25 protein-coding genes are annotated in these 25,364 nt (G+C 62.7%); 14 read left to right on the forward strand and 11 right to left on the reverse strand.

Features of this window, described 5'->3' with window-relative positions:
• Positions 1-220 precede the first annotated feature (220 nt).
• Positions 221-1,252, forward strand: a complete 1,032-nt coding sequence (gene hemB / locus AC0NID_RS24810) for a porphobilinogen synthase (RefSeq protein ID WP_473452937.1) — start codon at positions 221-223, stop codon at positions 1,250-1,252.
• A 52-nt stretch (positions 1,253-1,304) separates the two neighbouring features.
• Here hemB and ppk2 read toward each other — a convergent pair whose 3' ends face one another.
• Positions 1,305-2,225 carry a polyphosphate kinase 2 gene (gene ppk2 / locus AC0NID_RS24815; protein ID WP_473452936.1) on the reverse strand — a complete coding sequence of 307 codons (921 nt, stop codon included), beginning with the start codon at positions 2,223-2,225 and terminating at the stop codon, positions 1,305-1,307.
• Positions 2,226-2,494: 269 nt separating this feature from the next.
• Between ppk2 and AC0NID_RS24820 the strand changes: the two genes are divergently transcribed.
• From AC0NID_RS24820 to AC0NID_RS24835, 4 genes are all read left to right on the forward strand, one after another.
• Positions 2,495-3,538, forward strand: coding sequence for an aldo/keto reductase (locus AC0NID_RS24820; RefSeq protein WP_473452935.1), 1,044 nt, complete (start codon positions 2,495-2,497; stop codon positions 3,536-3,538).
• Between the two features lie 122 nt (positions 3,539-3,660).
• On the forward strand, positions 3,661-4,332 hold the full coding sequence (locus AC0NID_RS24825) for a response regulator transcription factor (protein ID WP_473452934.1): 672 nt from the start codon (positions 3,661-3,663) through the stop codon (positions 4,330-4,332).
• Positions 4,332-5,669, forward strand: coding sequence for a sensor histidine kinase (locus AC0NID_RS24830; RefSeq protein ID WP_473452933.1), 1,338 nt, complete (start codon positions 4,332-4,334; stop codon positions 5,667-5,669). The genes AC0NID_RS24825 and AC0NID_RS24830 overlap by 1 nt, the downstream gene beginning before the upstream one ends.
• A gap of 139 nt (positions 5,670-5,808) precedes the next feature.
• Complete coding sequence (locus AC0NID_RS24835; RefSeq protein WP_473452932.1) at positions 5,809-6,777, forward strand: DUF3313 domain-containing protein; 969 nt, start codon at positions 5,809-5,811, stop codon at positions 6,775-6,777.
• A 149-nt stretch (positions 6,778-6,926) separates the two neighbouring features.
• On the opposite strand, the gene AC0NID_RS24840 is transcribed toward AC0NID_RS24835, so the two are convergent.
• Together AC0NID_RS24840 and AC0NID_RS24845 are read right to left on the reverse strand one after the other, a co-directional pair.
• Positions 6,927-7,718 carry a phytanoyl-CoA dioxygenase family protein gene (locus AC0NID_RS24840; protein WP_473452930.1) on the reverse strand — a complete coding sequence of 264 codons (792 nt, stop codon included), beginning with the start codon at positions 7,716-7,718 and terminating at the stop codon, positions 6,927-6,929.
• Positions 7,719-7,936: 218 nt separating this feature from the next.
• Complete coding sequence (locus tag AC0NID_RS24845; RefSeq protein ID WP_473452929.1) at positions 7,937-8,914, reverse strand: glycosyl transferase family 90; 978 nt, start codon at positions 8,912-8,914, stop codon at positions 7,937-7,939.
• Positions 8,915-9,120: 206 nt separating this feature from the next.
• Between AC0NID_RS24845 and AC0NID_RS24850 the strand changes: the two genes are divergently transcribed.
• Both AC0NID_RS24850 and AC0NID_RS24855 read left to right on the forward strand, forming a co-directional pair.
• On the forward strand, positions 9,121-10,089 hold the full coding sequence (locus AC0NID_RS24850; protein ID WP_473452928.1) for a glycosyltransferase family 8 protein: 969 nt from the start codon (positions 9,121-9,123) through the stop codon (positions 10,087-10,089).
• 462 nt (positions 10,090-10,551) lie between these two features.
• On the forward strand, positions 10,552-10,704 hold the full coding sequence (locus tag AC0NID_RS24855; protein WP_473452927.1) for a hypothetical protein: 153 nt from the start codon (positions 10,552-10,554) through the stop codon (positions 10,702-10,704).
• A gap of 42 nt (positions 10,705-10,746) precedes the next feature.
• Here AC0NID_RS24855 and AC0NID_RS24860 read toward each other — a convergent pair whose 3' ends face one another.
• Together AC0NID_RS24860 and AC0NID_RS24865 are read right to left on the reverse strand one after the other, a co-directional pair.
• Positions 10,747-11,004, reverse strand: coding sequence for a DUF982 domain-containing protein (locus AC0NID_RS24860; protein ID WP_473452926.1), 258 nt, complete (start codon positions 11,002-11,004; stop codon positions 10,747-10,749).
• A gap of 58 nt (positions 11,005-11,062) precedes the next feature.
• Entirely contained in the window at positions 11,063-11,728 is a 666-nt protein-coding gene (locus tag AC0NID_RS24865) for a GntR family transcriptional regulator (RefSeq protein WP_473452925.1), read from the reverse strand.
• A 180-nt stretch (positions 11,729-11,908) separates the two neighbouring features.
• Between AC0NID_RS24865 and AC0NID_RS24870 the strand changes: the two genes are divergently transcribed.
• Both AC0NID_RS24870 and AC0NID_RS24875 read left to right on the forward strand, forming a co-directional pair.
• A complete protein-coding gene (locus tag AC0NID_RS24870; protein ID WP_473452924.1) occupies positions 11,909-13,162 on the forward strand; it encodes a multidrug efflux MFS transporter in 1,254 nt (417 codons plus the stop codon).
• Between the two features lie 41 nt (positions 13,163-13,203).
• Positions 13,204-13,578: a DUF423 domain-containing protein gene (locus AC0NID_RS24875; protein WP_473452923.1), complete on the forward strand. Its 375-nt coding sequence runs from the start codon at positions 13,204-13,206 to the stop codon at positions 13,576-13,578.
• Between the two features lie 54 nt (positions 13,579-13,632).
• Here the strand turns inward: AC0NID_RS24875 and AC0NID_RS24880 are convergent, their stop codons facing one another.
• Positions 13,633-13,782, reverse strand: coding sequence for a hypothetical protein (locus AC0NID_RS24880; protein WP_473452922.1), 150 nt, complete (start codon positions 13,780-13,782; stop codon positions 13,633-13,635).
• A 59-nt stretch (positions 13,783-13,841) separates the two neighbouring features.
• Positions 13,842-13,985, reverse strand: a complete 144-nt coding sequence (locus tag AC0NID_RS24885; RefSeq protein ID WP_473452921.1) for a hypothetical protein — start codon at positions 13,983-13,985, stop codon at positions 13,842-13,844.
• Between the two features lie 145 nt (positions 13,986-14,130).
• Between AC0NID_RS24885 and AC0NID_RS24890 the strand changes: the two genes are divergently transcribed.
• Positions 14,131-15,213 (forward strand): LacI family DNA-binding transcriptional regulator, encoded by a 1,083-nt coding sequence (locus AC0NID_RS24890; RefSeq protein WP_473452920.1) that lies wholly within the window; start codon positions 14,131-14,133, stop codon positions 15,211-15,213.
• A gap of 72 nt (positions 15,214-15,285) precedes the next feature.
• On the opposite strand, the gene AC0NID_RS24895 is transcribed toward AC0NID_RS24890, so the two are convergent.
• Positions 15,286-16,515 (reverse strand): OpgC family protein, encoded by a 1,230-nt coding sequence (locus AC0NID_RS24895; protein WP_473452919.1) that lies wholly within the window; start codon positions 16,513-16,515, stop codon positions 15,286-15,288.
• Between the two features lie 206 nt (positions 16,516-16,721).
• On the opposite strand from AC0NID_RS24895, the gene AC0NID_RS24900 reads away from it, so the two are divergent.
• Entirely contained in the window at positions 16,722-17,408 is a 687-nt protein-coding gene (locus tag AC0NID_RS24900; RefSeq protein ID WP_473452918.1) for an alpha/beta hydrolase, read from the forward strand.
• 12 nt (positions 17,409-17,420) lie between these two features.
• Here the strand turns inward: AC0NID_RS24900 and sthA are convergent, their stop codons facing one another.
• Complete coding sequence (gene sthA, locus AC0NID_RS24905; protein WP_473452917.1) at positions 17,421-18,809, reverse strand: Si-specific NAD(P)(+) transhydrogenase; 1,389 nt, start codon at positions 18,807-18,809, stop codon at positions 17,421-17,423.
• Between the two features lie 207 nt (positions 18,810-19,016).
• On the opposite strand from sthA, the gene AC0NID_RS24910 reads away from it, so the two are divergent.
• From AC0NID_RS24910 to AC0NID_RS24920, 3 genes are all read left to right on the forward strand, one after another.
• Positions 19,017-19,487, forward strand: a complete 471-nt coding sequence (locus AC0NID_RS24910) for an RDD family protein (protein WP_473452916.1) — start codon at positions 19,017-19,019, stop codon at positions 19,485-19,487.
• Between the two features lie 138 nt (positions 19,488-19,625).
• A complete protein-coding gene (locus AC0NID_RS24915) occupies positions 19,626-20,390 on the forward strand; it encodes an arginyltransferase (RefSeq protein ID WP_145720333.1) in 765 nt (254 codons plus the stop codon).
• Between the two features lie 131 nt (positions 20,391-20,521).
• A complete protein-coding gene (locus AC0NID_RS24920) occupies positions 20,522-21,418 on the forward strand; it encodes a DMT family transporter (RefSeq protein ID WP_473452915.1) in 897 nt (298 codons plus the stop codon).
• Here the strand turns inward: AC0NID_RS24920 and AC0NID_RS24925 are convergent.
• Positions 21,406-22,614 carry an AI-2E family transporter gene (locus tag AC0NID_RS24925; RefSeq protein ID WP_473452914.1) on the reverse strand — a complete coding sequence of 403 codons (1,209 nt, stop codon included), beginning with the start codon at positions 22,612-22,614 and terminating at the stop codon, positions 21,406-21,408. The two genes, AC0NID_RS24920 and AC0NID_RS24925, sit on opposite strands and share 13 nt — an antisense overlap.
• Before the next feature lie 254 nt (positions 22,615-22,868).
• Positions 22,869-25,121 (reverse strand): DNA topoisomerase IV subunit A, encoded by a 2,253-nt coding sequence (gene parC / locus AC0NID_RS24930; protein ID WP_473452913.1) that lies wholly within the window; start codon positions 25,119-25,121, stop codon positions 22,869-22,871.
• Positions 25,122-25,364: the final 243 nt, after the last annotated feature.

The following is a 25,364-nucleotide window of genomic DNA, read 5'->3' on the forward strand; positions in this document are numbered from 1 at the left end:
GACTTGGGTTCCTCGCCCCCGCAAAGCGGGGAGAGGTGGCCGCGAAGCGGTCGGAGAGGGGGCCTTTTCGCAGGGCGCAGTTCCCCCTCTCCGTCTCGGCTTCGCCGAGCCTCCCCCATTCCATGGGGCGAGGAACCCAAGCTGGAAAGCTGGCACAATCGTGTCGCATTGGTCAGCGGCGAAGGCTCGTGGTAAAGCTGCCCGATCCGGAGTTTTGGCGATGAATAAATTCGACCCAGCAAAGCCTGCCGGCGCGCGCAGCGTCGACGAGATCACCGGCAGCCGCCGTTTGCGCCGCATGCGCAAGGCCGACTGGTCGCGCCGCCTCGTCCAGGAGAACCGGCTGAGTGTCGACGATTTGATCTGGCCGATTTTCGTCGTCGACGGGAAAAATATCCGCGAACCGATCGCTGCCATGCCCGGCGTCTTCCGGCTGTCGCTCGACCTAGCCATCAAGCAGGCCGAGCGCGCGGCAAAGCTCGGCATTCCGGCGATCGCCACCTTCCCCAATGTCGAGCTCGGCCGGCGCGACGAGACCGGATCGCACATCCTCGACCCGGAAAACGTCATCAACCGCGCTACGCGCGCCATCAAGCATGCGGTGCCCGAGATCGGCATCATCACCGACGCGGCGCTCGATCCTTTCACCTCGCATGGCCACGACGGCATCTTGCGCGACGGCATCATCGTCAACGACCAGTCCGTGGAGCAGGTCACGGCGGCTGCCGTCATCCAGGCCGCGGCGGGCGCCGATATCATTGCCCCGTCCGACATGATGGACGGCCGCATCGGCGCCATTCGCGATGCGCTCGACGCCAACGGTTTTCAGGACGTGGCGATCATGTCCTACGCGACGAAGTTCGCCTCCGCCTTCTACGGTCCTTATCGCGAGGCGGTCGGCACCGCCGGGCTGCTCAAGGGCGACAAGAAGACCTACTATCTCGACCACGCCAATTCCGACGAGGCCGTGCGCGAGGCCGAGCAGGACCTAGCCGAGGGCGCCGACATGCTGATGGTCAAGCCGGGCCTGCCCTATCTCGACATCATCCGACGGCTGAAGGACGAATTCCGGATACCGACCTTCGCCTATCAGGTATCGGGCGAATATTCGATGATCAAGGCGGCCGCCGCCAATGGCTGGATCGACGGCGACAAGGCAATGCTGGAATCGCTGCTGGCCTTCAAGCGCGCCGGCTGCGACGGGATTCTGACCTACTTCGCGCCCGAGGTGGCGGAGATGCTGAAGGGCTGACGCGCATCTGTAGCGTGGGCGCCTCGATGACCGCGGCGCACCCAGCTAGCGCTCAATACTTCTCCGGCACATACAGCTCGCGCGGCAGCACCTGGCGCTCGTATTCGGGATTGAAGACGCGCTCGGGCAGCGTGATCTCCTCGTGCGGGACTTCCTCATAGGGCATCTGCTTGAGGAGATGGTCGATGCAGTTCAGACGCGCCCGCTTCTTGTCGTTGCCCTCGACGATGAACCAGGGGGCTTCGGGAATGTTGGTGCGGGCGAACGTCTCTTCCTTGGCCTTGGTGTACTGCTCCCAGCGCACGCGCGACTGCAGGTCCATCGGCGAAAGCTTCCACTGCTTCATCGGGTCGTGGATGCGCATCAGGAAGCGCATCTGCTGCTCCTCGTCGGTGATGGAGAACCAGTATTTGACCAGCGTGACGCCGGAACGAACGAGCATGCGCTCGAACTCCGGGACGTCGCGGAAGAACTCCTCGACCTGATCGGGCTGGGCGAAGCCCATCACGCGCTCGACGCCGGAACGGTTGTACCAGGACCGGTCGAACAGAACGATCTCGCCGCCTGCCGGCAGATGCGGAACGTAGCGCTGGAAATACCATTGCGACTTCTCGCGCTCGGTCGGCGCCGGCAGCGCGACGACGCGGCAGATGCGCGGGTTGAGCCGCTGGGTGATGCGCTTGATGACGCCGCCCTTGCCTGCCGAGTCGCGGCCCTCGAAAACCACCACCAGCTTCTTCTTGTGGTAGGCCACCCAGGACTGCAGCTTGATCAATTCGGATTGCAGCGTGATCAGGTCGCGAAAATATTGCATGCGATCCATCGACGGCGGATGCGCGTTCTTGTAGATTTTTGCGATTTCCAGTGACAGCGCCGGTTCCGACATTTCCAGCTCGTAGTTTTCGTCGAGCGTGTCCGCGAGCTCCGCTTCCAGCCAATCCCTGGCCGGGGAATTCTGTTTCGATTCGGTCATTTGCGCTGCTCCGCGTGCAAGCCCCTGCCGGGCGCCCCGCCGCCCGGCCTGCCGGCCGAGATGGACTCCTGAGCCGACTTGCATACAGGCCGGCAATGACGGTTTTATTGCAGCTGGCCCGCGTGCCCTTCACGCGCTTCCGATCCGCGAGATGTGATCGCTCCGTCTTGCGTCACGGGGCGACAAGCCGTGCGAATTGTCCTACAAATGCCAGGCTTATTTCGGGCTGCCCTTGAAGCCCTCTCCCAACACAATCGTGAGGATCTGACATGGAATACCGCACACTCGGCCGTTCCGGGCTGAAGGTTTCGACGCTGACCATGGGCACCATGACCTTCGGCGGCGCCGGCGCATTTTCGGCGGTCGGCAAGACCGATCTCGACGAGGCGCGCCGGATGATCGACCTCTGCATCGACGCCGGCATCAACGTCATCGACACGGCCAATGTCTATTCGAACGGGCTTTCGGAAGAGATCATCGGCGAAGCGCTCGGCGGCAAACGCAAGGGCGACGTACTGATCGCCTCGAAAGCGCGCATGCGGATCGGCACCGGCCCCAACGACGAGGGCCTGTCGCGCTATCATCTGATCCGCGAGTGCGAGAAGAGCCTGAAGCGCCTCAAGACCGATGTCATCGACATCTATTTCCTGCACGAATGGGACGGCACGACGCCGCTCGAGGAAACCATCGCCGCGCTCGACACGCTCGTCAGCCAGGGCAAGGTCCGCTATGTCGGCTGTTCGAACTATTCCGGCTGGCAGGTGATGAAGGCGCTGGGGATCAGCGACCGCCAGCACCAGCCGCGCTTCGTCACCCAGCAGATCCACTACACGCTAGAAGCGCGCGAAGCCGAGTACGAGCTGCTGCCGATCTCCGTCGACCAGGGGCTTGGCGTGCTGGTATGGAGCCCGCTTGCCGGTGGATTGCTGTCCGGCAAATACCACCGCGACCAGGCGACCTCGCGCCAGCTCAGCGGCTGGTCGGAACCGCCGATCCGTGACGAGGACCGGCTGTGGCGGATCGTCGATGTCCTTGTCGAGATCGCCGAGAGCCATGGTGTGTCGGCGGCGCAGGTGGCGCTTGCCTGGCTGCTCGGCCGGCCTGCCGTCAGTTCGCTGGTGATCGGCGGCCGGACCGAAGCGCAGTTCAGGGACAACATCGCCGCTGCAAGCCTGGTGCTTGCCGACGACGAACGCAAACGGCTCGATGCGGTGAGCAGGCCGCCAGTGCTCTACCCCTATTGGCACCAGCAGTTCACGGCAAAAGACCGGTTCGGCCCGGCCGATCTGGTTCTTTACCGGGATGACATCTGAAGGATCGCCGCGGCTGTGGTTTCGGGATTCTGCATCCGCGGCAGCATTAGCTGACTGCCCTTCCGCAATGCTGCTGCAATCTTGGTGGTGGAAACACCGGTTGCGGAAAAAGCGGGAAGGCGATGAGAATCCTACTGATAGAGGACGAGAAGGAAATGGCGGATGCGCTGTCGGTGGCGCTGGGCAAGCACGGCGTCGTCACCGACCACACGATCCATCTCGCTGACGCAATCGAATTGACGCGCCAGAACATTTACGATGCGATCCTTCTGGACCGCCGCTTGCCCGACGGCGAGGGATTGACCTTTATCCCGCAGTTGCGGCGGACGGGAACCGACACGCCGATCCTCGTGCTGACGGCGCGCAACGAGCCAATGGAACGCGTCGAAGGTCTCGACGTCGGCGCTGACGATTATCTGGGCAAGCCGTTTCTCGTCGAAGAGCTGATGGCTCGGTTGCGGGCTGTTCTACGGCGGCCGGCAAGCCTGACGGAACTTCACATCACCGTGGGTCGAATGGCGATCGATCCCCTGCATTTGAGCGTGACCGTCGAGGCGATCCCGCTCGACCTGCCCAGACGCGAACTTCTCGTTCTGGCAGCGCTGGCCAAGCGGAAGGACAGAACCGTCCTTCGGTCGACGCTCGAGGCGGCGGTCTACAATTACGAGGAAGAGATCCAGTCGAACGCGCTCGATGCGCATATTTCCAGGCTGCGCAAGCGGCTGCTGGATGCTGGCGCCGGCATTGCGATCCACAACATCCGGGGCGTCGGATATCTCCTGAAGGAAGAATGATGCCCGAGGCGAACATGTCGAACCCCTCACTTTGGTGGAAGCTCAGCTGGCAGCTCAGCCTCGTCATCGTCGCCGTGGTCGCCGCAGTGATCATCGGGCTTTGCATGTGGGCGACTACGGTCATGTCGCCGAACTTCGCCATGGAGCGCAAAATCACCTCGCTGATGGTCGGGGCCGTTGAACGCGACCCGCAAGGAAAGTTAGGAATACGCGATACGCCGGAGCTGAAGTCGCTTAAGCAACAGAACAGTGGACTTTGGTACGTCGTGGCCACCACGGACGGTGCTTCCATATCCTACGGCACCATTCCCGCAGCCTATGCTGAGCTCGTCCATCTGGCGCACCTGTTCCAGGACGCAGATATCAGGGGATCGGCCGGAACAGATGAGATTGCCTCGGTCGAAAACGTCGAGACTGTGGCGGGTGAGGTCCGGATTCTTTTTGGCGGCTTCGCTGACAAAGGCTGGCCCGGTCTCGCCATTCTGGCCCACAGTTACCCGATCTACATCCCTTTGATCGCGATTGCCTTGCCTGCGATCTTCCTTGCCGTCCCCCGCATCGTTGGGCGCGGCTTGGCCGGTGTGAGCGACGTCGCCGACAAGGCATCGCAGATCGAACCGCGCCGGTACGGAGTACGGCTGCCGGTGGACGGTATTCCCAAGGAAGTCGCTCCGCTGGTGACCGCGTTCAACGGAACGCTCGAGCGGCTCGAGAACGAGTTCCGAAAACGGCAGCGTTTCCTGATCGATGCGGCGCATGAGCTCAGAACACCCATCGCCATCATGCAGACGCGGATCGATGGGATGCCCGAGGGCCAGGATCGCCGGCGATTGTTGGCCGACGTTGCTCGTCTGGCTGAGACCGCCGAACAGCTCCTCGATTTTGAGCGCAACGACCAGGCGGCCGACCTGCATGAAACGGTCGATCTCGTCGAAATCGCACGGACCGCCGTTGCCGACCTCGCACCGCTGGCGATCGCCGCCGGCTATCAGATTTCTTTTGAATGTGACGTGGAAAGCCTCCAGCGGCGCGGCAGTCCTTCCGCTTTGCCGAGAGCGATCAGCAACCTGGTTCGCAATGCAGTCGACCATGGCGGCAATGCCGGAATGATCACCATCTCGGTCTCAGCCGACGGAGAGATCAACGTGGCCGATGAAGGACCAGGCATACCGGCGGAGCATCGGGAGCTGGTTTTTGAGCCCTTCTATCGCATCACCCCGCGAAGCACCGGGGCGGGCCTTGGTTTGAGCCTGGTGAAGCAGATCGTTGCGAACCACCGCGGTCAGGTAAGCATGACAAGCGGCATGACCGGGACGCAGGTGGCGATCCGGCTCTGAGACCTGCCCCCCTTTTGGCCTCCGAGCAATCTGGAGCATAGGTTTGCGCTTCGCTCGCTGTGCCTCAGTGACGGGCTCCTCGATCTGCCAGCTGGCGATACGCACCGGCGATATCCGTCACTGCTCGAAATGATCCGTAATGCTGCGGCAATCCTACCCTCGCACGGTCATCCCGGAACACCCGCGACGGAGGCTAGAAAACGTGCGCAGCAATTCATCGATATCGATTGAAGCAACCCTCCGACGTGTCGGATCCCCACCAACATTTCCGCTGAAATCCCTATGCCTGGCATTGCCCCTGATCCTGGCGGTAGCCGGATGTGCCGCGGTGCCTCTGACGGAAGGCGGCACCCTCACCTCCTACAGCAATCTTGGCGCGCCCAAGGGCAACTTGTCCAAGAAGCGTATCTTTGTGGACGGGCAAGCTCTGGCGGTTGCGAAGACGGCGAGGATCGTTCCAGCGACTTTCGTCTTCAGCGCCGCGTCGCGGGTGAAATCGGCAGCCGATCGGCGATTGGTGGCGAACGCACTGGACCGGGCGCTCTGCGTCGCGCTCAGCGACAAGTATCAAATGGTCTCGGCCGGCCAGCCGGCCGATGTGACGATCCGACCGGTCGTCACCGATATCGTTCCGACGAACAAGGTGATGGCGGGGGTCTCAACCGTCGTAACCGTAGGCAGCGGTTTTGCATTGCCCTCCAGCGTGCCCGTCAGTGTGCCGCGCCTGCCCTTCGGCCTCGGAGGACTTGCGGTCGAGGCGGAGGCCGTCGACAGCAGTGGCGTCCAGCGCGCGGCAATGGTCTGGGCTCGCGGGGCAAACTCGATCCAGGACAACCCCCGCTTTTCGGAGGTCGGGGACGCTTATAGCCTCGCTTCGAGATTCGGCAGTGACTTTTCCCGAATGCTCATCACTGGCAAGGAGCCTAAAGTCTTCGACATCTCCATTCCTACCAAACAGCGGATCCAATCCTGGTTCGGCGGAAAACCGAAATACGCCGCGTGTGACACATTCGGTCGAATGCCGGGATTGCTGGGGGCCGTGGCGTCCAAGTACGGTGCGCCGCCGGAATGGACGGACAAGAAGCCCAAACCGCTGGCGACGAATTGAAGTGCCCTTCGCAAGTGCGCCTGGTTCAGGTTCAAGACCTATAAATTGACCAAAGGTGTCCGATGATGGTTCCGAACCCCTAGCGGACAGCGTCTCGGTGGTCTTTTTGGAACACCCGGCACCGTTCGACGGTCCCGGGCGTTGTCTGATTACAGCGTTAGCCCGCAAGCCCGACGGATGGCGACTTGGACCGGCGAAGGGGGCAAGGCCGGGTCAAAGTCACCCGTTGGTAGCAGCGGTGGTTGTGCCATGAAGCGCGGCCGCTTCCCTCGGTGAGATTGCGCGGCATGAACGAGGAATGGATGGCACAGATAGACAGTGCCTGCCGCACCAGTTGCCAGTTCAACCTTGCAATCTTGCGTAGAAGCGTAACCATTGGCAGAGATCTGCCTGAGCGTCGCGCCCGCGTCGCCATAGGGCAGCAACTCCCTCGCAATGGTGGCATGCGAACCTTTCCGTATCTTCGTGGGCGCATCATCAGCGCCAACATCCGATAACAGGAAGAGCATCAGCAATGCGCGTCCGCTGCTCTTCACGTTGGCACGCCATTCCATGAAATCCGGATTGTCGGTGCCAAAACTCATGTCCACATGCCAGCCATCATCCCCAGGAGATTCCGGTGAGGGAAAGCGGATCGGAAAGGTTCCGAGGCCTTTGGGTGCAAGCCAGCGGCGATCACTGACGAGTTGATCGTAGGCTTTGTGCAGGACCGGCGTGTTGGCGGCTTCAATGAACGGGGGAGAAGCCTTGAACCCCACGCGAACAACTGGCTGAATCCAGTTTTCAGGTTCGTCTGGCGACAGACCAATATCCGCCCACAGCTCGTCCCTGCATTGCTTTGCAAGGTGGGTGCTGAAGGCATTTCCGATTTTGACGAAACCGTCGTCGATGAAGTTCTGGACCTGATGGCAGGTCAGGCCGATGGGCTCGGTTTTGGGCATTACACATTCTCCGTTCGGCCACCGCGTCAGCGCAGCGTTTGATCTGATTGGCGCGGATGCGCCGGGACGACTTGGGCCGCTCAGATCAGGGGGAAGAATGTGGACACGAACATCATGATGGGAACGTATACCGAGGCGGAGGGCAGAAGCAAGATACGCAGGACATGCTTCGCTGAAGCGATCATCTTCCGGCTCTGATCAATGGGTGCTGAGCCTAGCTAGGCCGAGCCTGAGATAAAACGCCAGACCTCGGCATCAGGCTCGATCTGGCCGCTGAGCACGAAATATTTGTAGAGCACGAGCAGGCTGATCGCCTGCTCGGCCCGCTCATCGGCGAACTTGCGACAATAGGCGTTGGCCGCGGCAATGATGCGTTTGGCTTCAGCCGGATGCCGCTCGAAATAGCGGACCCGTTCGGCAATGTCCGAGAAATCTGGTTCGAGCGGTGCGTAATGGACGTTGGCCTCGATCTGCTTTTCAGCGAACCATGTCTCGGAAGTTGGCGGCGGCATCAGGCACAGCGAATTCGAACTCATGATCCATTTGAGATTGGTCGCCACGTCGTTTCCTTCGAGCGAAATCACGTAGCGGTAGCGAAGCTGCTGAGCGATGCTCAGATAGGGCTTGCGATATTCCGGCACTGCCGTCGGTTTGGGCGTGCCGACATCGCAAAATGGCAGATCGCGCGCGACCTCCAGAAGCAAGGTCCGTATCGGATTGTTGAGCTTGCCGCGCCAGACCGCGAGCGGGAGCTTGTCGGCGAAGGCAACATCGTCGGCGGGCATGTGGAAGTGACGGAACTTGTTGAGCTTGAACAGGACCCCGTTCCTGTTGTCGCCGGCAATCGGCCGGGCCTTGACGATCGACGGCACCCTCGGGACTTTGTTGATGTCACCGAATTGCAGGTCGATCAGCAAATCGGGATCGAAGTAGCGGGTGAATTCCTTCAGATCGTAGTAATACATACTCCGGTCTGTCGGCAGCCGGCTGACCGGCATGGCATCGGCGCCCGGCGCGAAAGCGTCCTGCAACATGTTGTAATGGTTGAGACGCGCGCGAACCGATGCGTCCGAAAGCCTGGCCCGGTCGAGCAGCCCGGCGAGCCTGCGGCGGAACAGTGCCTGCGGTGCGATATCGCGCACGGCGTTGCGCGCATAATAGAACAGCTTCTGTGCACTTCTTTGAAGGGTGGCCATCGGTCACTTGGTTTAAAACAGGTCGGCTTGTGATTGTATCGGCGGTCTCTCCTACACCATTGTGCGACCCGTCTTGCAAGCCCGGACCGCGTGGAACCCGCGTCGCCGGTCTTCGAGGGAATTTCGCAGGTGTTGTGCCCCAGGGCTATTGCACCTGCACATGCTGGCCGGATATAGCTCTGATTGGCACTGGGGGCGCTCACAATATGTCGCGAAATCCGTGTTTCTTCTTCGCTGCCGATCAAAACTATTTCCCGTACGCCTGCTTAGCCGCGCGCCGTGTGTTGGATGTATCCGGCCCTATCAAGGGCTTTGTCCTTCAGACTGGTGTCGGCGCAAAAGACTTGGAGGTCGGTGAACGCTTGCTAGGGTCCGCGGTCAGTATCCTCGACGTGTCGAACTTCATGGAAGCTACGAATTTTAATCCGGGCCATCTGACCTTGGCGACCTATATCAGGCTGTTCGCAGATCAATTGCCTGAATTCGAGCCTTATGATCACATTGTCTATGCCGACAGCGACGTGCTCTTCAATCGATCGATAGCCGACCTAGCCCATACACAACTGCAGGCGCCATTATTGGCCGCTCATGATGAGCAATGCTATTTCGACACGAAGTACCGCCGACGCCTGCCGATGAAGCCCGGCGCGCCGAAATTCAATGCGGGCGTGCTGGTATTCAACATGCCCATGGTGCGGCGAGAGGGGCTATTGCAGAGGACTCGCGAACTCGCCTCGCAGCGCATCGATGAAATGGACCAAGGTGCACTCAATGTCGCTTTTGAAGACAGATGGCAGACGATGCACCCCTACTGGAACGTCATGACGAATTTCAACAGCCAGGTACGATTCGACAAGGCATTTGCGCGTCATTTCTCGCGTGGGAAGCCCTGGTCGAATCGTCCGATCGGTGTCGAGTTGGAGGCGTTGGCTATCTATCGTCATCTTGCAAAGGACACGCCTTGGGCAGGTCATTTCGCCCGGCACGCGCGGTTCGCTCTCAAACAGTTTACCAGGAAGCTTGATGGCATAATGGGTTTCCTCGCCAACGACGAAAAACGCCGACGCAGATCCCTGTTCGACGCTGAACAGACCAGCAGGATTTTTGCAGACCACGCGGATCGGTTGATGATGGCCGTGCAATATCCCGAACGCGTTTCGGGAATTGAAAGGTAAAAAGCGCACGCCGGCCTCGGCACTCAGGCATAATGAATCCCGAGGTCCGTTACGCCTGATGAATGTAGAGAGCAACATCAATTGCCACGTTCGGAGTTAGACGCGCGGACCGATGCGTCCGAAAGCCTGGCTTGGTCGAGCAGCCCGGCGAGCCTGCGGCGGAACACCACCTGCCGTGCGATATCGCGCGTGGCGTTGCGTGAATAGTAGAATAGCTTCTGTACGTTTCTTTGAAGTGGCCATCTGTCACTTGGAAGAAAAGTCGGCTTGTTATTCGTACCCCGGTCTCTCCTACACCCCGGTCTCTCCTGCATTGCCGTACCAGCCATCTTGCAAGCTCGGAACCGCGTGGAGCCGGCCCTGCCGGCTGTCTATGGAGCCGATCGCCCATTGCGGTGTTGTGTTTGTAGCCCAATGCTCCTAGGCAGGGCTACGGCTTTCAGAATTGTGAAAGGAACAGATATGGCGCGAGCACCGAATTACGGCCAGGAACGCAAGGAACGTGACCGGCAGAAGGCCGCCAAGAAGGCGGAAAAGCTGGCGGCCAAGGTCGCAGCCAAGGAACGTTCGAAGCCCGAAGACGAGACCACGTCCGAGACCGAAGCGGCAGAGTAGAACGGCATCCGGCCGCGAGGCGGGCCGGATTTCGCCGTGTCTTCAGACCGGCGCCTTGTCGCTTACGAAGACGTTCACTTCACGCGCGGCGGCGATGAAGGCGCGCCTTGCGGTCATCGCCGGTTTGTCGCCGGCCAGCGCATCATGGCAGGCCTGCAGCGCTTCGCGGTGCTTGGGGCTGCGCTTGCCGGGCCAGCTGTTGAGCAGGTAATCGGAAGCCTCGCGCACCGTACGCAAGAGCTGATTGGTTCCCGCCGTGCCCTTGACGGTCACGGGGGTTTCAAATCGGTTGTTTTCCATCGCCGCTCTTACGCCATCGGCGCTCGCGAAGCGAGGGCCAAAGTGGTTGCCTCGGCAATCAGGCCGCGACGACGGCAAATCCCCTGGCGCGCAAACCGCGCCGGTCATTGTGCAATGATGTCACCAGCCGGTCGCGGCTGCCGACGATATGGGCCGAAAGCCGACGTGCTGCTTCACCGGCATCACCAGCCCGCACCGCTGCCAGAATGGCACGGTGTTCGGCCCAGGCACGACCGAGCGCCGCCTCGTCGCGCACCTCCAGCCAGCGGGCGCGCGACAGGCGCGTCATGGCATCGCGGACAGCCCTGAACAGGAACTCGTTGCCGGACAGGCGTGCCAGCTCGATGTGAAAATCCATGCCGACGCGGTGCCATTCCTCGCGCGGGGTGCCGGCGTCGCAGGAGTCCAGCATCGCCTCGATGACGTCGACGGCGCTCCTATCCTCGAGGGCACAGGTCAGCCTGAGCGCCGCGACCTCGACCGCCTCGCGGTAGACGGCGATCTGCTCGAGTTCGGCAAGATTGATGGGCGACACCGCCCAGCCGCGCCCGTCGCGGCAGACCAGGCCTTCCGTTTCGAGCCGCAGCAACGCTGCCCTGACCGGCGTGCGCGAGGCGCCGAAGCGGCTTTCGATCCAGCGTTCCGTCAGCCGCTCGCCCGGACCGACCTCGAGACCGAGGATCATCTCCCGAAGCTGCTTTTCGACATTCTGCATCTGCGACATGGCGGTTCCGTTCCGGCCATTTTCTTCTGGCAATCGGGTCGCTGGCCAGCGTCTACCGATCACGTTTGAGAAGGCCGCATTGACAGCAGCCGGGCTTGCGTCCATGACGAATACCAGTTTGGTATCCCAAAATGGTATCCGCAGCAAGTTTTCATGCGAGCCGGCCGGACAGGACGTGACATGCCGCAAGACAGCACAGCGCAAAGCACGCACAACATCCATTGGCGGCGCAATCTCGCCGTGTGTTTTGCCGGGTCGTTCAGCACGCTTGTCGCCATGACTTTGCTGCTGCCCTTCCTGCCGCTGTATGTCGAGCAGCTGGGTGCCGAGGGGCACGTGGCTGTTGTGCAGTGGTCCGGCATCGCCTATGGCGCGACGTTCTTTGCCGCCGCCTTGGTGGCGCCGCTGTGGGGACGGCTGGGCGACCGCTACGGCCGCAAGCTGATGCTGGTGCGCGCCAGTTTCGGCATGGCCATATGCATGTCGCTGACCGGCCTTGTCGAGACTGTCTGGCAATTGGTGCTGCTGCGCCTGCTGATCGGTTTCGCCGGCGGCTATTCCTCGGGCTCGACCATTCTTGTCGCCATGCAGACCCCGAAGGAACGGTCGGGCTGGGCGCTCGGCGTGCTGTCGGCCGGCATCACCGCCGGCGCCCTCGTCGGTCCCCTGCTCGGCGGCGCGCTGCCGCCCCTGATCGGCATCCGCGCCACCTTCCTGCTCGCCGGCGGCGTCATTTTCCTGGCGTTTCTGGCAACGACTTTTCTCATCAAGGAGAACCCTCGCCCGGTAGCCGACAAGGCAGCACTTACCGAGAAGCCGAAAGGCGGCTGGTCGCAAATTCCGGACAAGCGCCCCGTCGTCGCCATGCTGGCGACAGGCATGCTGCTGAGCTTCGCCACCATGTCGATCGAGCCGATCATCACGGTCTACGTCCAGCAGCTCATCGAGGACCAAAGCCTGTTAACGCTGACCTCCGGCGTCGTCATGTCGGCGGCGGCACTTGGCGCCATCCTGTCGGCCTCGCGTCTCGGCAAGCTCGCCGACCGCGTCGGTCACTGGAACGTCATCATCGGCGCGCTTGCCGTCTCGGCGCTGCTCTTGATCCCGCAGGCCTTCGTCACGCAAAGCTGGCAGCTCGTCGGCCTGCGTTTCCTGATGGGGCTGGCGCTCGGCGGTCTCCTGCCCTGCATCACCAGCGTCATCCGCCACAATGTTCCGGACGGCGTCGGCGGCAATGTGCTGGGACTGTCGATCTCGGCGCAATATGTCGGGCAGGTCGCCGGGCCGCTGCTCGGCGGCTTCGTCGGCGGTCATTTCGGCATGTGGGCGGTGTTTCTCGGCACATCCGTGCTGATGGCGGGCGGAGCGGCGTATAACTGGCTGGTCCAGGCGCGCCGCGAACGGGACATGCTGGTGCAGGCGGGCGAGTCGTGACACCGTTTGCGAGCCATCATTACTTCACGGAGATCAAAAACATGAGCACCGCCGAGCAATCAGCGAGCGGCAGCGGCCGCATCCTCGTTTTCGCCGGCGGCCTGTGCGGCGCGGCCGGCGTGGCGCTCTCCGCCGCGGCGGCGCATCTCGGCGGCGCTTTCGTCAGCACGGCGGCGTCCTTCCTGCTCATGCATGCGCCGGTCCTCGTTGCCGTCGGCCTCGTCGGCGCAAACCGGATCCTGCGGACCGCAAGCCTTGTCCTTCTTACCGGGCTCGTCTTGTTTTGTGGCGATCTCCTCGCCCGGGACTTCCTCGGCTCGCGGCTTTTCCCGATGTCGGCGCCGATCGGCGGCAGCTTGCTGATCGCCGGCTGGCTGGCGGTTGCCGCCTCGGCGCTGGTGCGCCCGCGCTCCTGAGGCGTGATCCCCGCATCCTTCCCGCCTCGCAGGCAGATCTCCCCACAAACCCGGTCAATCTTGCCGGCGTTCGGGCCGCGCCGGCAGGTCGCGATTGCGCGCGGCCGGAGTGGTCAGGCGCAGCCGCTCCGGCCTGTCGGTGGCCGGCGAGATGCCCCAGTAGTTGCGATAGATGTCTTCGAACAGCTGATTGATCGGATGCATGACCCGGTTTCCTTTCACTTGAATCGATCCAATCGGCAGGCCTGAAAAAGCGCCGCCGATCAGCTCCGCTTGCGCTCCACGAAGAAACGCAGATCGCGAATCCACGGACCGGCGCCGCCGCGACGTGTCCGGGTCGCGGCGTTCGAGGTGATGCTCCAGTCGTTGCGATAGATGTCTTCAAACAAGTAATTGACGGGATGCATGGCTCTCTCCTTCCTGAATCGATCCAATCGACCATTAGGCGATACACTTGGATCGATTCAAAAGTAGACCTCAGTCCGCCGATGTCAAGCAAAATTTGAATCGATCCAAGGAAAATGCTAGACAGCAATCCGGAGGCAGAGAAGAATGGCGTCATCCACCGAAGGCAACACAAGACCGGTCCGGCTGGCCGACATCGCCAGGGCCGCCGGGGTTTCGCACGGCACCGCCTCCAACGTGTTCAGCCGTCCCGAGATCGTGCGCGAGGAAGTCCGCGAGCGGGTCAAGGCGGCGGCCGAGGCGATGGGCTACGCGGGTCCGGATCCCAAGGGCCGGCTGCTGCGCGCGGGCAAGGTCAACGCGATCGGCGTCGCCACCACCGAGCCGCTGTCCTATTTCTTCGACGATCCCTTTGCCCGCACGATGATGGCCGGGATTTCCGAGGCGTGCGACGCCACCGGCGCCGGCATAGCGCTCGTATCCGCCGGCAATGAGGAGAAGCTTGCCTGGAACATCCAGAGCGCGCTGGTCGACGGCTTCATCCTGTTCTGCATCGAGGGCGGCTCACGCCTTGTCGAACTGACGCGCGAACGCAAACTCCCCTTTGTCGCGCTTGAACTCGGCTTCGACGACGCCACCGTTTCGGCAATAGGCGTCGACAATGTCGCCGGCGCCCGTTTGGCGGCGCAGCATCTGGCCGGGCTTGGCCACCGGCGCTTCGCCGTCCTGGCGCTGCCTTTCGCCGACGGCAGCACCGGCCCTGCCTCGCCGGAGCGGATCCGCACGGCCCTCTACACCGGCACGCGCGATCGCCTCGTCGGCTATTTCGAGGCGCTTTCCCGGTTCGGTGTCGATACCGCTGATGTGCCGGTCTACGAGACCGAGAACGACGAAGCCAGCACAAAAGCCGGTCTTGAAACGATCTTCGCCTCGGCGGAGCCGCCGACAGCCATCCTGGCGATGTCGGACCGGATGGCCATGGTGGCAATCGAGTGGTTGGCCGCGCGGGGCATGGCGGTTCCCGACGACGTTTCCATCGTCGGCTTCGACGGCGTGCCCGACGCCGCACTTTGCGATCCTCCGCTCACCACGGTCGCCCAGCCGATCGCCGAAATCGGCCGCAGGGCGGCACGAACGATCCTCGATTTCGACGGCACGGTGCGGCGCGAGACGCTCGGCGTCGAGCTCGTCGTCAGGGCATCTTCCGGGCCGCCGCCCAAAACAGCTTGAGCCCAGAGGCCTATCCATTTGTTTTAGCCGCATTTCTGCGACGCCAAGTTTTTCCACTTGGCTGCAAAACGGCTACGGGTTGCTAGTCGCCATACCCGCCGCGCCGAAGGACGCATCGACACGCGGCGCCTCGACGCGCACCGGCTTGCTCTTGCCGCCGATACCCGACAGCCATTCGAGGTAATAGGCAAGCGCGAACTGCATGGCGATGCCGGCGGCGAGTAGCAGGCTGTCATAGGCAAATCCGCCCGGGTTGATCAGCTTCATCACCTGCGCCGCCATGGCAATCACCGTGCCGGCGATGAAAACCGGCAGCGATCGTTTGCCCAATATGGCGAGCGGATGATCGCGGCGCGTGCGGAACAGGTTCGAGACAGCGGGAAAGGCCACGATCAGATAGCTCACCGCCAGGATGTGCAGCAGCCTCGACAGCGACAGGAATGTCTTGTCGAAACCGGTCAGCACCACGGGCAGATCCAGCCACGATACCCGCCCCCACAGCGGACTGTGTACCCACACCAACGCCGCGACGACATAGGTTGCCGCCGCGCCGACCAGCCAGCGATTGACCGGAATGCTGCCGCCGCGCCTGATATGCAGCATGCCAGCCATGCCGATGGCGAAGAGGAACTGCCACGACAGCGGATTGAGGAACCAGAAGCCGGGCTCCGGGTAATTCGGCGGGGCGATCTGGTAGATCCCGGCAACCAGCCACAGGGCTGCGGACAGTGCGAGCGCCGCCAACGGCCTGTAGCTGACGAACAGCAGAAAGGCCGGCGCCATCAGCAGCAGCACTGAATAGACCGGCAGGATGTTGTTGTAGCCGAGCTGATGGCCAAGCGCGACGATGCCGATCAGCGCCTGCGGCGCGTTGCTGATCAACGGCTCGATATTGACCATCGTCAGCATGTCCGGCCGCTTCGCGAACACCGCCGCCGCGCAGAAGATGGCCACCACCACCATCGTCGTGACGATGTGGGCGGTATAGAGCACGCCGGCGCGGCGCCACAATTTCAGTGTGGCCAGGAGCCGGTTTCCGGGCTGGAATTTTGAGCCGTAGGCCAGCGCGACGGACATGCCCGAGATCAGCACGAAGGCCTCCGCGGCATCCGAAAAACCGAAATTCTTGTAGGTCAGGGTTTCGAAAACGGTGCCCGGCACGTGATCGACAAATATGATCAGCAGTGCGAGAGCACGGAACACATCGATACGCGTATCGCGTTCCTGTATACCCGTATCCCGGACACGCATGGCGCGATCCGGGATATGCGCATCCCGTCCCTGTGAAATCGGCATGGTCATCGATAAAAGGCCTCAAAGCTGGTTGTTCATGCCCGCAGATCGATGCGACCGCCCGGCGCGCCGCTTCAATTCCTGCCACAGGAGGAATATCAGCGAAAAACGGGTTGAAATGCGCCCGGTTCAATCAATTTTGTAGGGGCTCGAAAATATTCTGTTTTGAAGCCGGCAAATTAAGAAAAACCGCATGGAATCAAAAGGATGCAACTGTGGTGGAAAAACCTCCGGAAGATGGCTTTTTGCGGCGCGACCTGGCCTTTTCCTACCGGCTTTACCGACCCGCAAAACCAAGCGGCGAATGCCTTTTCCTGCTGCATGGATCCGGCGTCGACGAGACGACGCTGGTGGCGCTGGCGCGTCAGATCGCACCGGGAGCCGTGCTGGTGGCGGTCCGCGGCCGCATAGCCCAGGAGGACGGTTTCCGCTGGTTCGCTCGGATCACGCCGACGCGCTTCGAACAGCAGAGCATCCGCACAGAAGCGGACGCATTCGCGGGTTTCATCACCGAGGCCGCGAAGCGCCACGGCCTCGATCTCTCCCGAACGGTTTTTCTCGGCTATTCGAACGGCGCCAACCTGGTTTCGACCGTCATGCTGCTCAATTCCGGCCTCATCGAACGGGCGGCATTGCTGCGCCCGATGCCGGTGCTGGACGACGTGCCCGCGGCCGACCTCGGCAAGGCGCGCGTGCTGATCATTGCCGGCGCCGCCGACCTGACCTACGCGCCGTTCGCGCCGGCACTGGTCGTGTTGCTCAGCCGGCACGGCGCCGGGGTCGATGCCCGCATCATTGCCTCCGGCCATGAAATCGGCGACCGGGATGCCGAAATCGTCAGGCAATGGCTGGCAGGATCGGGCCTGGCAGGCCCAGCCATTGCCATTGCGCAAGCGAATTGACGAGCCGAGATCTTACCCTCGCCCCATCCGGTTCCAGGCATCCAGCCCGGCAATCTTGTAGGCTTCGGCCAGCGTCGGATAGTTGAAGGTGTTGTTGACGAAGAAGTCGACGGTGCCGCCGAGATTGATGACCGCCTGGCCGATATGGATCAGTTCGGTCGCGCCCTCGCCGACGATATGCGCGCCAAGCAGCCGGCGCGTTTCGATCGAGAACAGAAGCTTCAGGAAACCGGTGTTGACGCCCATGATGTGGCCGCGCGAGGTCTCGCGGAAGCGCGCCACGCCGACCTCATACGCGCCGCCGCTCTCGCGCACTTGCTCCTCGGACTGGCCGACGGTCGAGATCTCAGGCACGGCGTAGATGCCGTACGGAAAGGTTTGCGGCGGCGGCGGCAACGGCTCGCCGAAAGCGTGGCAGGCGGCCACCCTGCCCTGTTCCATCGAGGTCGAGGCGAGGCTCGGAAAGCCGATGACGTCGCCGGCGGCATAGATGTTCGGCGCGCTGGTCCGGAAGGTCTGCGGATCGACCTTGATGCGGCCCCTGGAATCGGCCTCGATGCCGACCACGTCCAGGCCGAGCGCGCCGACATTGCCGTTGCGCCCCGCGGCATAGAGCACCATCTCCGATCGTATGGTGCGGCCGTCGGCGAGCGTCACCTCGGCGTAGTCGGGTTTCGAGGCGATCTCCTTGATGGCGCTGCCCAGCCGGATCGTCATGCCGCGGTCACGCATCTGATGGATGAAATCGTCGACGATCTCGCGGTCGACGAAATCGAGGATGGTGTTGCGCGGCTCGACCAGCGTCACGGGCACGTCGAGCGCCGAAAAAATCGTCGCGTATTCGACGCCGATGACGCCGCCGCCGATCACCGTGAGCGTCCGCGGCAGGCGCTCGAGCTCCAGCATCTCGTCGCTGTCGAAGACACGGGTCTTGTCGAAGGGCACGTCGCGCGGCCGGTGCGGGCGGGTGCCGACCGCGATCAGCGCATGCGCGAAACCGACTTCGCTGTAGTCGCCGGCGTCCGTCGTCAGGCTCGCTCGGTTGGGACCGAGAAACTTGACCGCGGCGCGCGCGCTCCTGACCGTGTTGCGCATGAACTGGTGCTGTAGCACCTCGACCTCGTGATCGAGCGTCTTGTGCAGGCGCTCGATCAGATCGCCGACCGAAATGTCCTGCTTGACCCGGTAGCCGCGACCGTAGAAGCCGCGTTCGCGCCAGCCGGAGAGATTGAGCACAGTTTCCCGCAGCGTCTTCGACGGGATGGTGCCGGTGTGCACGGAAACACCGCCAAGACGCCGGCCCCTGTCGGCCACCAGCACGGATTTGCCGAGCTTGGCCGACTGCACCGCGGCACGGCGCCCGGAAGGCCCGCTGCCGATGACCAGCATGTCATAGTCCATGTCGCCCGTCCCTCGCCCGCCTGCGCTCTGCTGCGCCGCAGCAAACTAAACGCCATCCGCGCTGCGAATTCAACCGATCCGGGCTGTGTTCGGGCTGCTTCCTATCGCCTGCCGAAAACGACTCGATCTTGATTCCGCCGCAAGACTTCACCATTTCAAAACCAGGCGGCCCGCACTCTACCCCGGGCCTGATTACGAGGAAATGACATGAACGCGCGCGTTCTCGACGGCGAAATCATCACCACCAGGCTCGACGATGTCAGGGCCTATGACGGCGTGCGCACGCGGCGTGTCCTCGCCTTCATCATCGACTATTGCATCGTCGCGCTGCTCACCATCCCGTTCGCGATCCTGGTGTTCTTCCTGGGACTCTTGACGCTCGGCCTCGGCTGGATGCTGTTTTCCGTCCTCGTGCCGGCCGTCGCCATCCTCTACATCTGGAACACGCTCGGCAGCGCCGACCAGGCCACGACAGGCATGAAGATGATGGGGATCCGGCTCGACCGTCTGGACGGCACCCGCATCGACGGGCTGACGGCGGTGGTGCATTCGGTGCTGTTCTGGGCCGGCAACGTCATCCTGACGCCGCTGGTCCTCCTGGTGACGCTGTTTGCCGACCGCAAGCGCACCCTGCACGACCTGCTGCTCGGCACGGTGGTCAGCCGCAGCGACCGCTGAAACGGCTTTTCACGAGTTCTCACGAGCGTTTATGCGCAAATATCAGGCGTCCTGTCAGACGCGCCTTCACAATCCTGTTGAATTTTTCGCCATCCGCGCCAAAGGTAGAGGGATTCGCAGGAGTGTTTCCAAGGTTCGATGACGCACCATCCTACCCAGTCGCCGCAGTTCTTCCTGACCGCGCCGTCGCCATGCCCGTATCTTGAGGGCCAGTTCGAGCGCAAGGTGTTCACGCATCTGGTCGGAGACAAGGCGCCGGAGATGAACGACCTGTTGACGCAAGGCGGCTTCCGCCGGTCGCAGAACATCGCCTACAGGCCAGCCTGCGAAACCTGCCGCGCCTGCGTTTCGGTACGCATCCTGGCCCAGGAATTCACCACCAGCCGCAACATGAGGCGGGTGATACAGCGCAATTCGGACCTCGTCGGCGCCATGCACGACGCCCAACCCTCCACCGAGCAGTATTCGCTGTTCCGCAGCTATCTCGACGCCCGCCACCGCCGCGGCGGCATGTCCGACATGACGGTGCTCGACTACGCCATGATGGTCGAGGACACGCATGTCGACACCAAGGTCATCGAGTACCGGCGCCGCGGTCCCGACACCTTCATCACCGGCAAGGGCCAGGGCGAGCTGATCGCGGTGGCGCTCACCGACAAGATGGCCGATGGCCTGTCGATGGTTTATTCCTACTTCAATCCGGACTTCGAGGACCGCTCGCTCGGCACCTTCATGATCCTCGACCACATCGCCCGCGCCAGGGCGATGGGCCTGCCCCATGTCTATCTCGGCTACTGGGTCAACGGCTCGCGCAAGATGAACTATAAGATGCGCTTCATGCCGCAGGAGCATCTCGGCCCCAAAGGCTGGGAACGCTACGACCACGAAGCGGTTTCGCGCTGATCCGCCCTCTCGCCAATCAACCTTAAAACCGTTCCCAGGAGGATGCTGCTGGCTTTCCGGCCGATTGGCCGGAGGGACAGACGTTGGCCAATTTCGTGCCCGGCCTCCGAACTCATAGCGAGAATTGCCGCATGTCGTCTCACATCGACCACCAGAAGGGTCTTCTCATCACCGCCATCGGCGGGCTGACGCTGACCGTCGACATTCCGCTGATCCGGCTCGCCGACGGCGAGGCATGGACGATCCTGCTGCTGCGCACCGGCACCACCTTGGTCGCGGCGCTGATCATCTGGGCTGTCTGGCGCTCGCTGAGCAAGAACGCGCCGCAGCTCATCCCCGGCTGGTCGGGCCTCGTCGTCGCCATATGCTACGGGCTGACCTCGGTCACCTTCGTCACCAGCATCTATCACACCACGACCGCCAACCTGGTCTTCATCCTGGCCTTCAACACCGTGTTCGCGGCGCTGCTGTCCTGGGTGGTCCTGAAGGAGCGGCCGCGGCCGGCCACGGTGGTCGCGATGCTGGTCATGATCGTCGGCGTCGCGATCATCGTCGGCGATTCGATCGGCACCGGGCACCTGTTCGGCGATTTCATGGCGCTGTGCTCGGCTTTCTTCATCGCACTGGCCATCACCCTCTCGCGCGCCAGCGGCAAGGACATGGGATTCGCTTCGCTGATCGGCGTGATCCTGCCCCTGGGCGTCGCGGTGTTCATGGTCTCGAGCGAAGGCCTTCAGGTGAACGCGCCGTGGTGGATCGTCTTCAACGGCGCCGTCATCATGCCGATCTCGTTCTTCTGCCTCGCCAACGGACCGAAATACATTTCCGGGCCTGAGGTGGCGATGTTCTATCTGCTCGAAACGGTGCTGGCGCCGGTCTGGGTGTGGATGGTCTTTGCCGAAACGCCGTCGCGCCACAGCCTGATCGGCGGCGCGATCCTCATCGTCACGCTGGTCGCCCATTCGCTATGGCAGCTGCATGCGGGGCGCAAGCGTCGCGCCGCCCTTGCGGTCAGTCACCCGGCCTGAGACTTGTTCTCGACAACGATTTCGATTTGCGGCGGAGCACCTTCCAGCTCCGCCGGGGCCGCGGGGGCAAGTTCGTCGGCCAATTCCACCTCGCGCAGCCATTCGCGCCAGATCGCGACCAGCAATGCCATCAGCACAGGACCGATAAACAGGCCGAGAAAGCCCATCGTCTTGACGCCGCCGATCAGGCCGAAAAAGGTCGGCAGGAACGGCAGCTTTATCGGGCCGCCGACCAGTTTCGGGCGCAATGTCTTGTCGACGATGAACAGTTCGACCGTCCCCCAGATGAACAGCGCCAACCCGGCCATCAGCGATCCGCTGGCGGCGAGATAGATCGAGACAAGCGTGAAGGACAGCGGGGCACCGCCGGGGATCAGCGCCATGATGCCGGTCAGGGCGCCGAGCGTCACCGGGGACGGCACGCCGGCCAGCCAGTAGGCCACGCCCAGCACCAGCCCCTCGCCAATGGCGATCACGGTCATGCCGGTCACCGTCGAGGAAATCGTTGCCGGCACGACGCGTGAAATCCGCTCCCACCTGGCCGGCAGGATGCGTTCGCCGAGACGGTCGACCTGCCCTGCGAAATGCTCGCCGTCGCGATAGGCAAAGAACAGCGCGATCATCATGAACAGCAGCGCCAGCAGAAGCCCGAAGGCGCTGCCGCCGGCGGCCAGCACGCCGCGATAGATGCTGCCGATGTTGGCGCCGCTGATCAGCTGGATCAATTCGCCGATGCCGCCGGGATGGCCGAGATTGCGCGTCCACTGCTCGTTCATCCAGTCGCCCACCACAGGCAGCGTGACGATCCAGTGCGGCGTCACCGCGCCGTCACGGTTGGTTTCGATCGCCCAGCCGACCCATTCGCGGACTTCATTGGTGGCGTAGGCGCCGGCGAGCGCGATCGGCACCACCAGGAAGGTGAGGATGAACAGGATCGCCAATGTCGCTGCGATCGTGCGGTTGCCGCCGACAGCGGCGAGCAGCCGCCGATAGAGCGGCCAGCTGGCAAAGGCGATGACCAGCGCGGCCAGCACCGGGACCAGAAAACCATGAAAGAAATAGACCCCGGCAGCGACGATCAGCACCAAGAGCCAGCGCGCCGCCGACAGCGGCGGAATGACGGCGGATCTGACCGGCGTCGACAGGCCGAACAGGCGCTGCTGCCCTTCCGGTTTCCGAATCCTAGCTTCCTTCAAATGCCCATCTCTCCCAATCGCATCCGCCCCGCCTCATGTAGCGATGCTTATGCAGGATCATAGTGCAGCAATCGTGACGATAGTCCAAATGATTGGGGATCTCCCCCCTCGAGGGGGAGATGGCCGGCAGGCCAGAGGGGGTCGCAGCGCGTGAGGCGCCAGCCTCCTCTGTTCGCGATTGGTCGCGTCAGGACGTACCGACCCCCTCTGTCGCCTTCGGCGACATCTCCCCCCAAGGGGGGAGATTAGCGGCGCTACCCGAACTTCCCCGTCCTTGGGAATCCCTTCGGCACCATGCGGCCGGCAGAGGCCCGGGCGCCGATCCATTCGACCAGCTCGTCTCGCGATTTGATGAAGGTGCGGTCGGCCGAATCCTGCCAGGAGAGCCCGCTTGCAAGCGTGAAGGTCTTGAGGTCGAGGACGCCGCCATCCTTGTACTTCTGCAGGCGAACGCCCTTGCCTCGCCCCATCTCCGGTATTTCGGCGAGCGGGAAGACCAGCATCTTGCGGTTCTCGCCGACGATGGCGAGATGGTCGCCGGCTACGGCCAAGCAGCGCTGGGCTTCGTCGGGCGCCTTGACGTTCATCACCTGCTTGCCCTTGCGGGTGTTGGCGACGACCTCTTCCTCCGGCACGATGAAGCCGTTGGCGCCGTGGGACACCAGGAGCAGCTTGCGCTTGGGATCGTGGACAAAGGCAGTGACGATGTCCTGGTCGTTGTCCATGTCGACGATGATGCGGATCGGTTCGCCATGGCCGCGCCCGCCGGGCAGCCGGTCGGCGCCGATCGTGTAGAACTTGCCGCCGGTGGTGAAGACCAGCACCTTGTCGGTGGTCTGGGCGTGGAAGGCGAGCTTGAGGCTGTCGCCCTCCTTGAAGGTCAGGGCCGAATGGTCGGTCAGGTGGCCTTTCATCGCCCTGAGCCAGCCCTTTTCCGAAACCACCACGGTGACCGGTTCGCGCTCGATCATGGCGTGGGCGATGTCGGTCAGGTCGTGTTCAGGCGCGTCGGCGAACTGGGTCCTGCGCTTGCCGAGCTCGGTCTCCGGTCCGAATTTCTCACGGATGCTGGAGACTTCCCACTTGATCGTCGCCCACTGCTTGGCGTCGCACGCAAGCAGCGCCTCGATCTGCTTCTTCTCGGTGATGAGGCCGTCGAACTCCTTGCGGATCTCGAATTCCTCGAGCTTGCGCAGAGCCCTGAGCCGCATGTTGAGGATGGCTTCGGCTTGGTTGTCGGTGAGCGACCAGCGCGCCATCATCACTTGCTTGGGCTCGTCCTCCTCGCGGATGATCCTGATCACCTCGTCGATGTTGAGATAGGCGATCAGATAGCCGGCGAGGATCTCCAGCCGCCTTTCGATCTCGCCGAGGCGATGCTTCGAGCGGCGGATCAGCACGTCGCGGCGGTGCTCCAGCCATTCCTTGAGCACGCCTTTCAGCGACAGCACGTTGGGTATCTTGCCGCGCGACAGCACGTTCATGTTGAGCGGAAAGCGGCTTTCGAGCTCGGTCAGCTTGAACAGCGATTCCATCAGGATGCCGGGATCGACCGAACGGCTCTTGGGCACCAGCACGACGCGGATGTCCTCGGCGCTCTCGTCGCGGATGTCCTCGAGCAGCGGCAATTTGCGCGCCATCAGCAGCTCGGCGATCTTTTCGATCAGCCGCGCCTTCTGGACGCCGTAGGGGATTTCGGTGACGACGATGTTCCAGGTGCCCCTGCCCTGGTCCTCCTGGCTCCATGTCGCCCTGACCCGGAAACCGCCGCGGCCGGTTTCGTAGGCTTCGAGGATCGAGGCACGGCTGTCGACGATGATGCCGCCGGTCGGGAAATCCGGACCTTGCACGAAGTCCATCAACGTTGTCACCGGCGCATCCGGATGCTCGATCAGATGCAGGGCGGCATCACAGAGCTCGGCGGCATTGTGCGGTGGGATCGAGGTCGCCATGCCGACGGCAATGCCGGACGAGCCGTTGGCAAGCAGGTTCGGGAAGGCGCCGGGCAGCACGACCGGCTCCTCGTCCTCCTCATTGTAGGTCGGCCGGTAGTCGACCGCGTCCTCGGTGATGCCGGAGAGCAGTTCGGTCGCCACATCGGTCATGCGCGCTTCGGTGTAGCGCATGGCGGCGGCGTTATCGCCGTCGATATTGCCGAAATTGCCCTGCCCGTCGACCAAGGGATAGCGCATCGAAAAATCCTGCGCCAGCCGCACCAGAGCGTCGTAGATCGACTGGTCGCCATGCGGATGGAACTTGCCCATCACCTCGCCGACGATGCGGGCGCATTTGGCAAACCCCTGGTCGGGGTTGAGCCTGAGCAGCCGCATGGCATGCATGATGCGGCGATGGACCGGCTTCAGCCCGTCGCGGACATCCGGCAGCGCCCGATGCATGATGGTCGACAGCGCATAGGCGAGATAGCGCTCTTCCAGCGCTTTCTTCAGATCGACCGGCTCGATGTTGTCGCCGCCGCCATCTCCAGGCGGCAAAAGCCTTTTTCCCATGGGCTGGGACTAGCCGAGCGGGTGATTCGCGGCAAGGGGCAAGGCCCCTTCTGCAACACGAACTGGACATGCGGCAGCGCCGACCAACATCAACCGGTTACAGGCCGCACCTATGTCAACGCGATGGACTGAGCCCGATGGACCGGGCGCGATGGACCGGATTTGCGTTTCGTCGCGTTTTTCGACCATTGTGCGGGGAGAGCGCCTTCCTCCCGTCCAGTTCGTCACGAAAGGGTGACGGCG

This window comes from Mesorhizobium sp. WSM4821 (genome assembly GCF_055901555.1).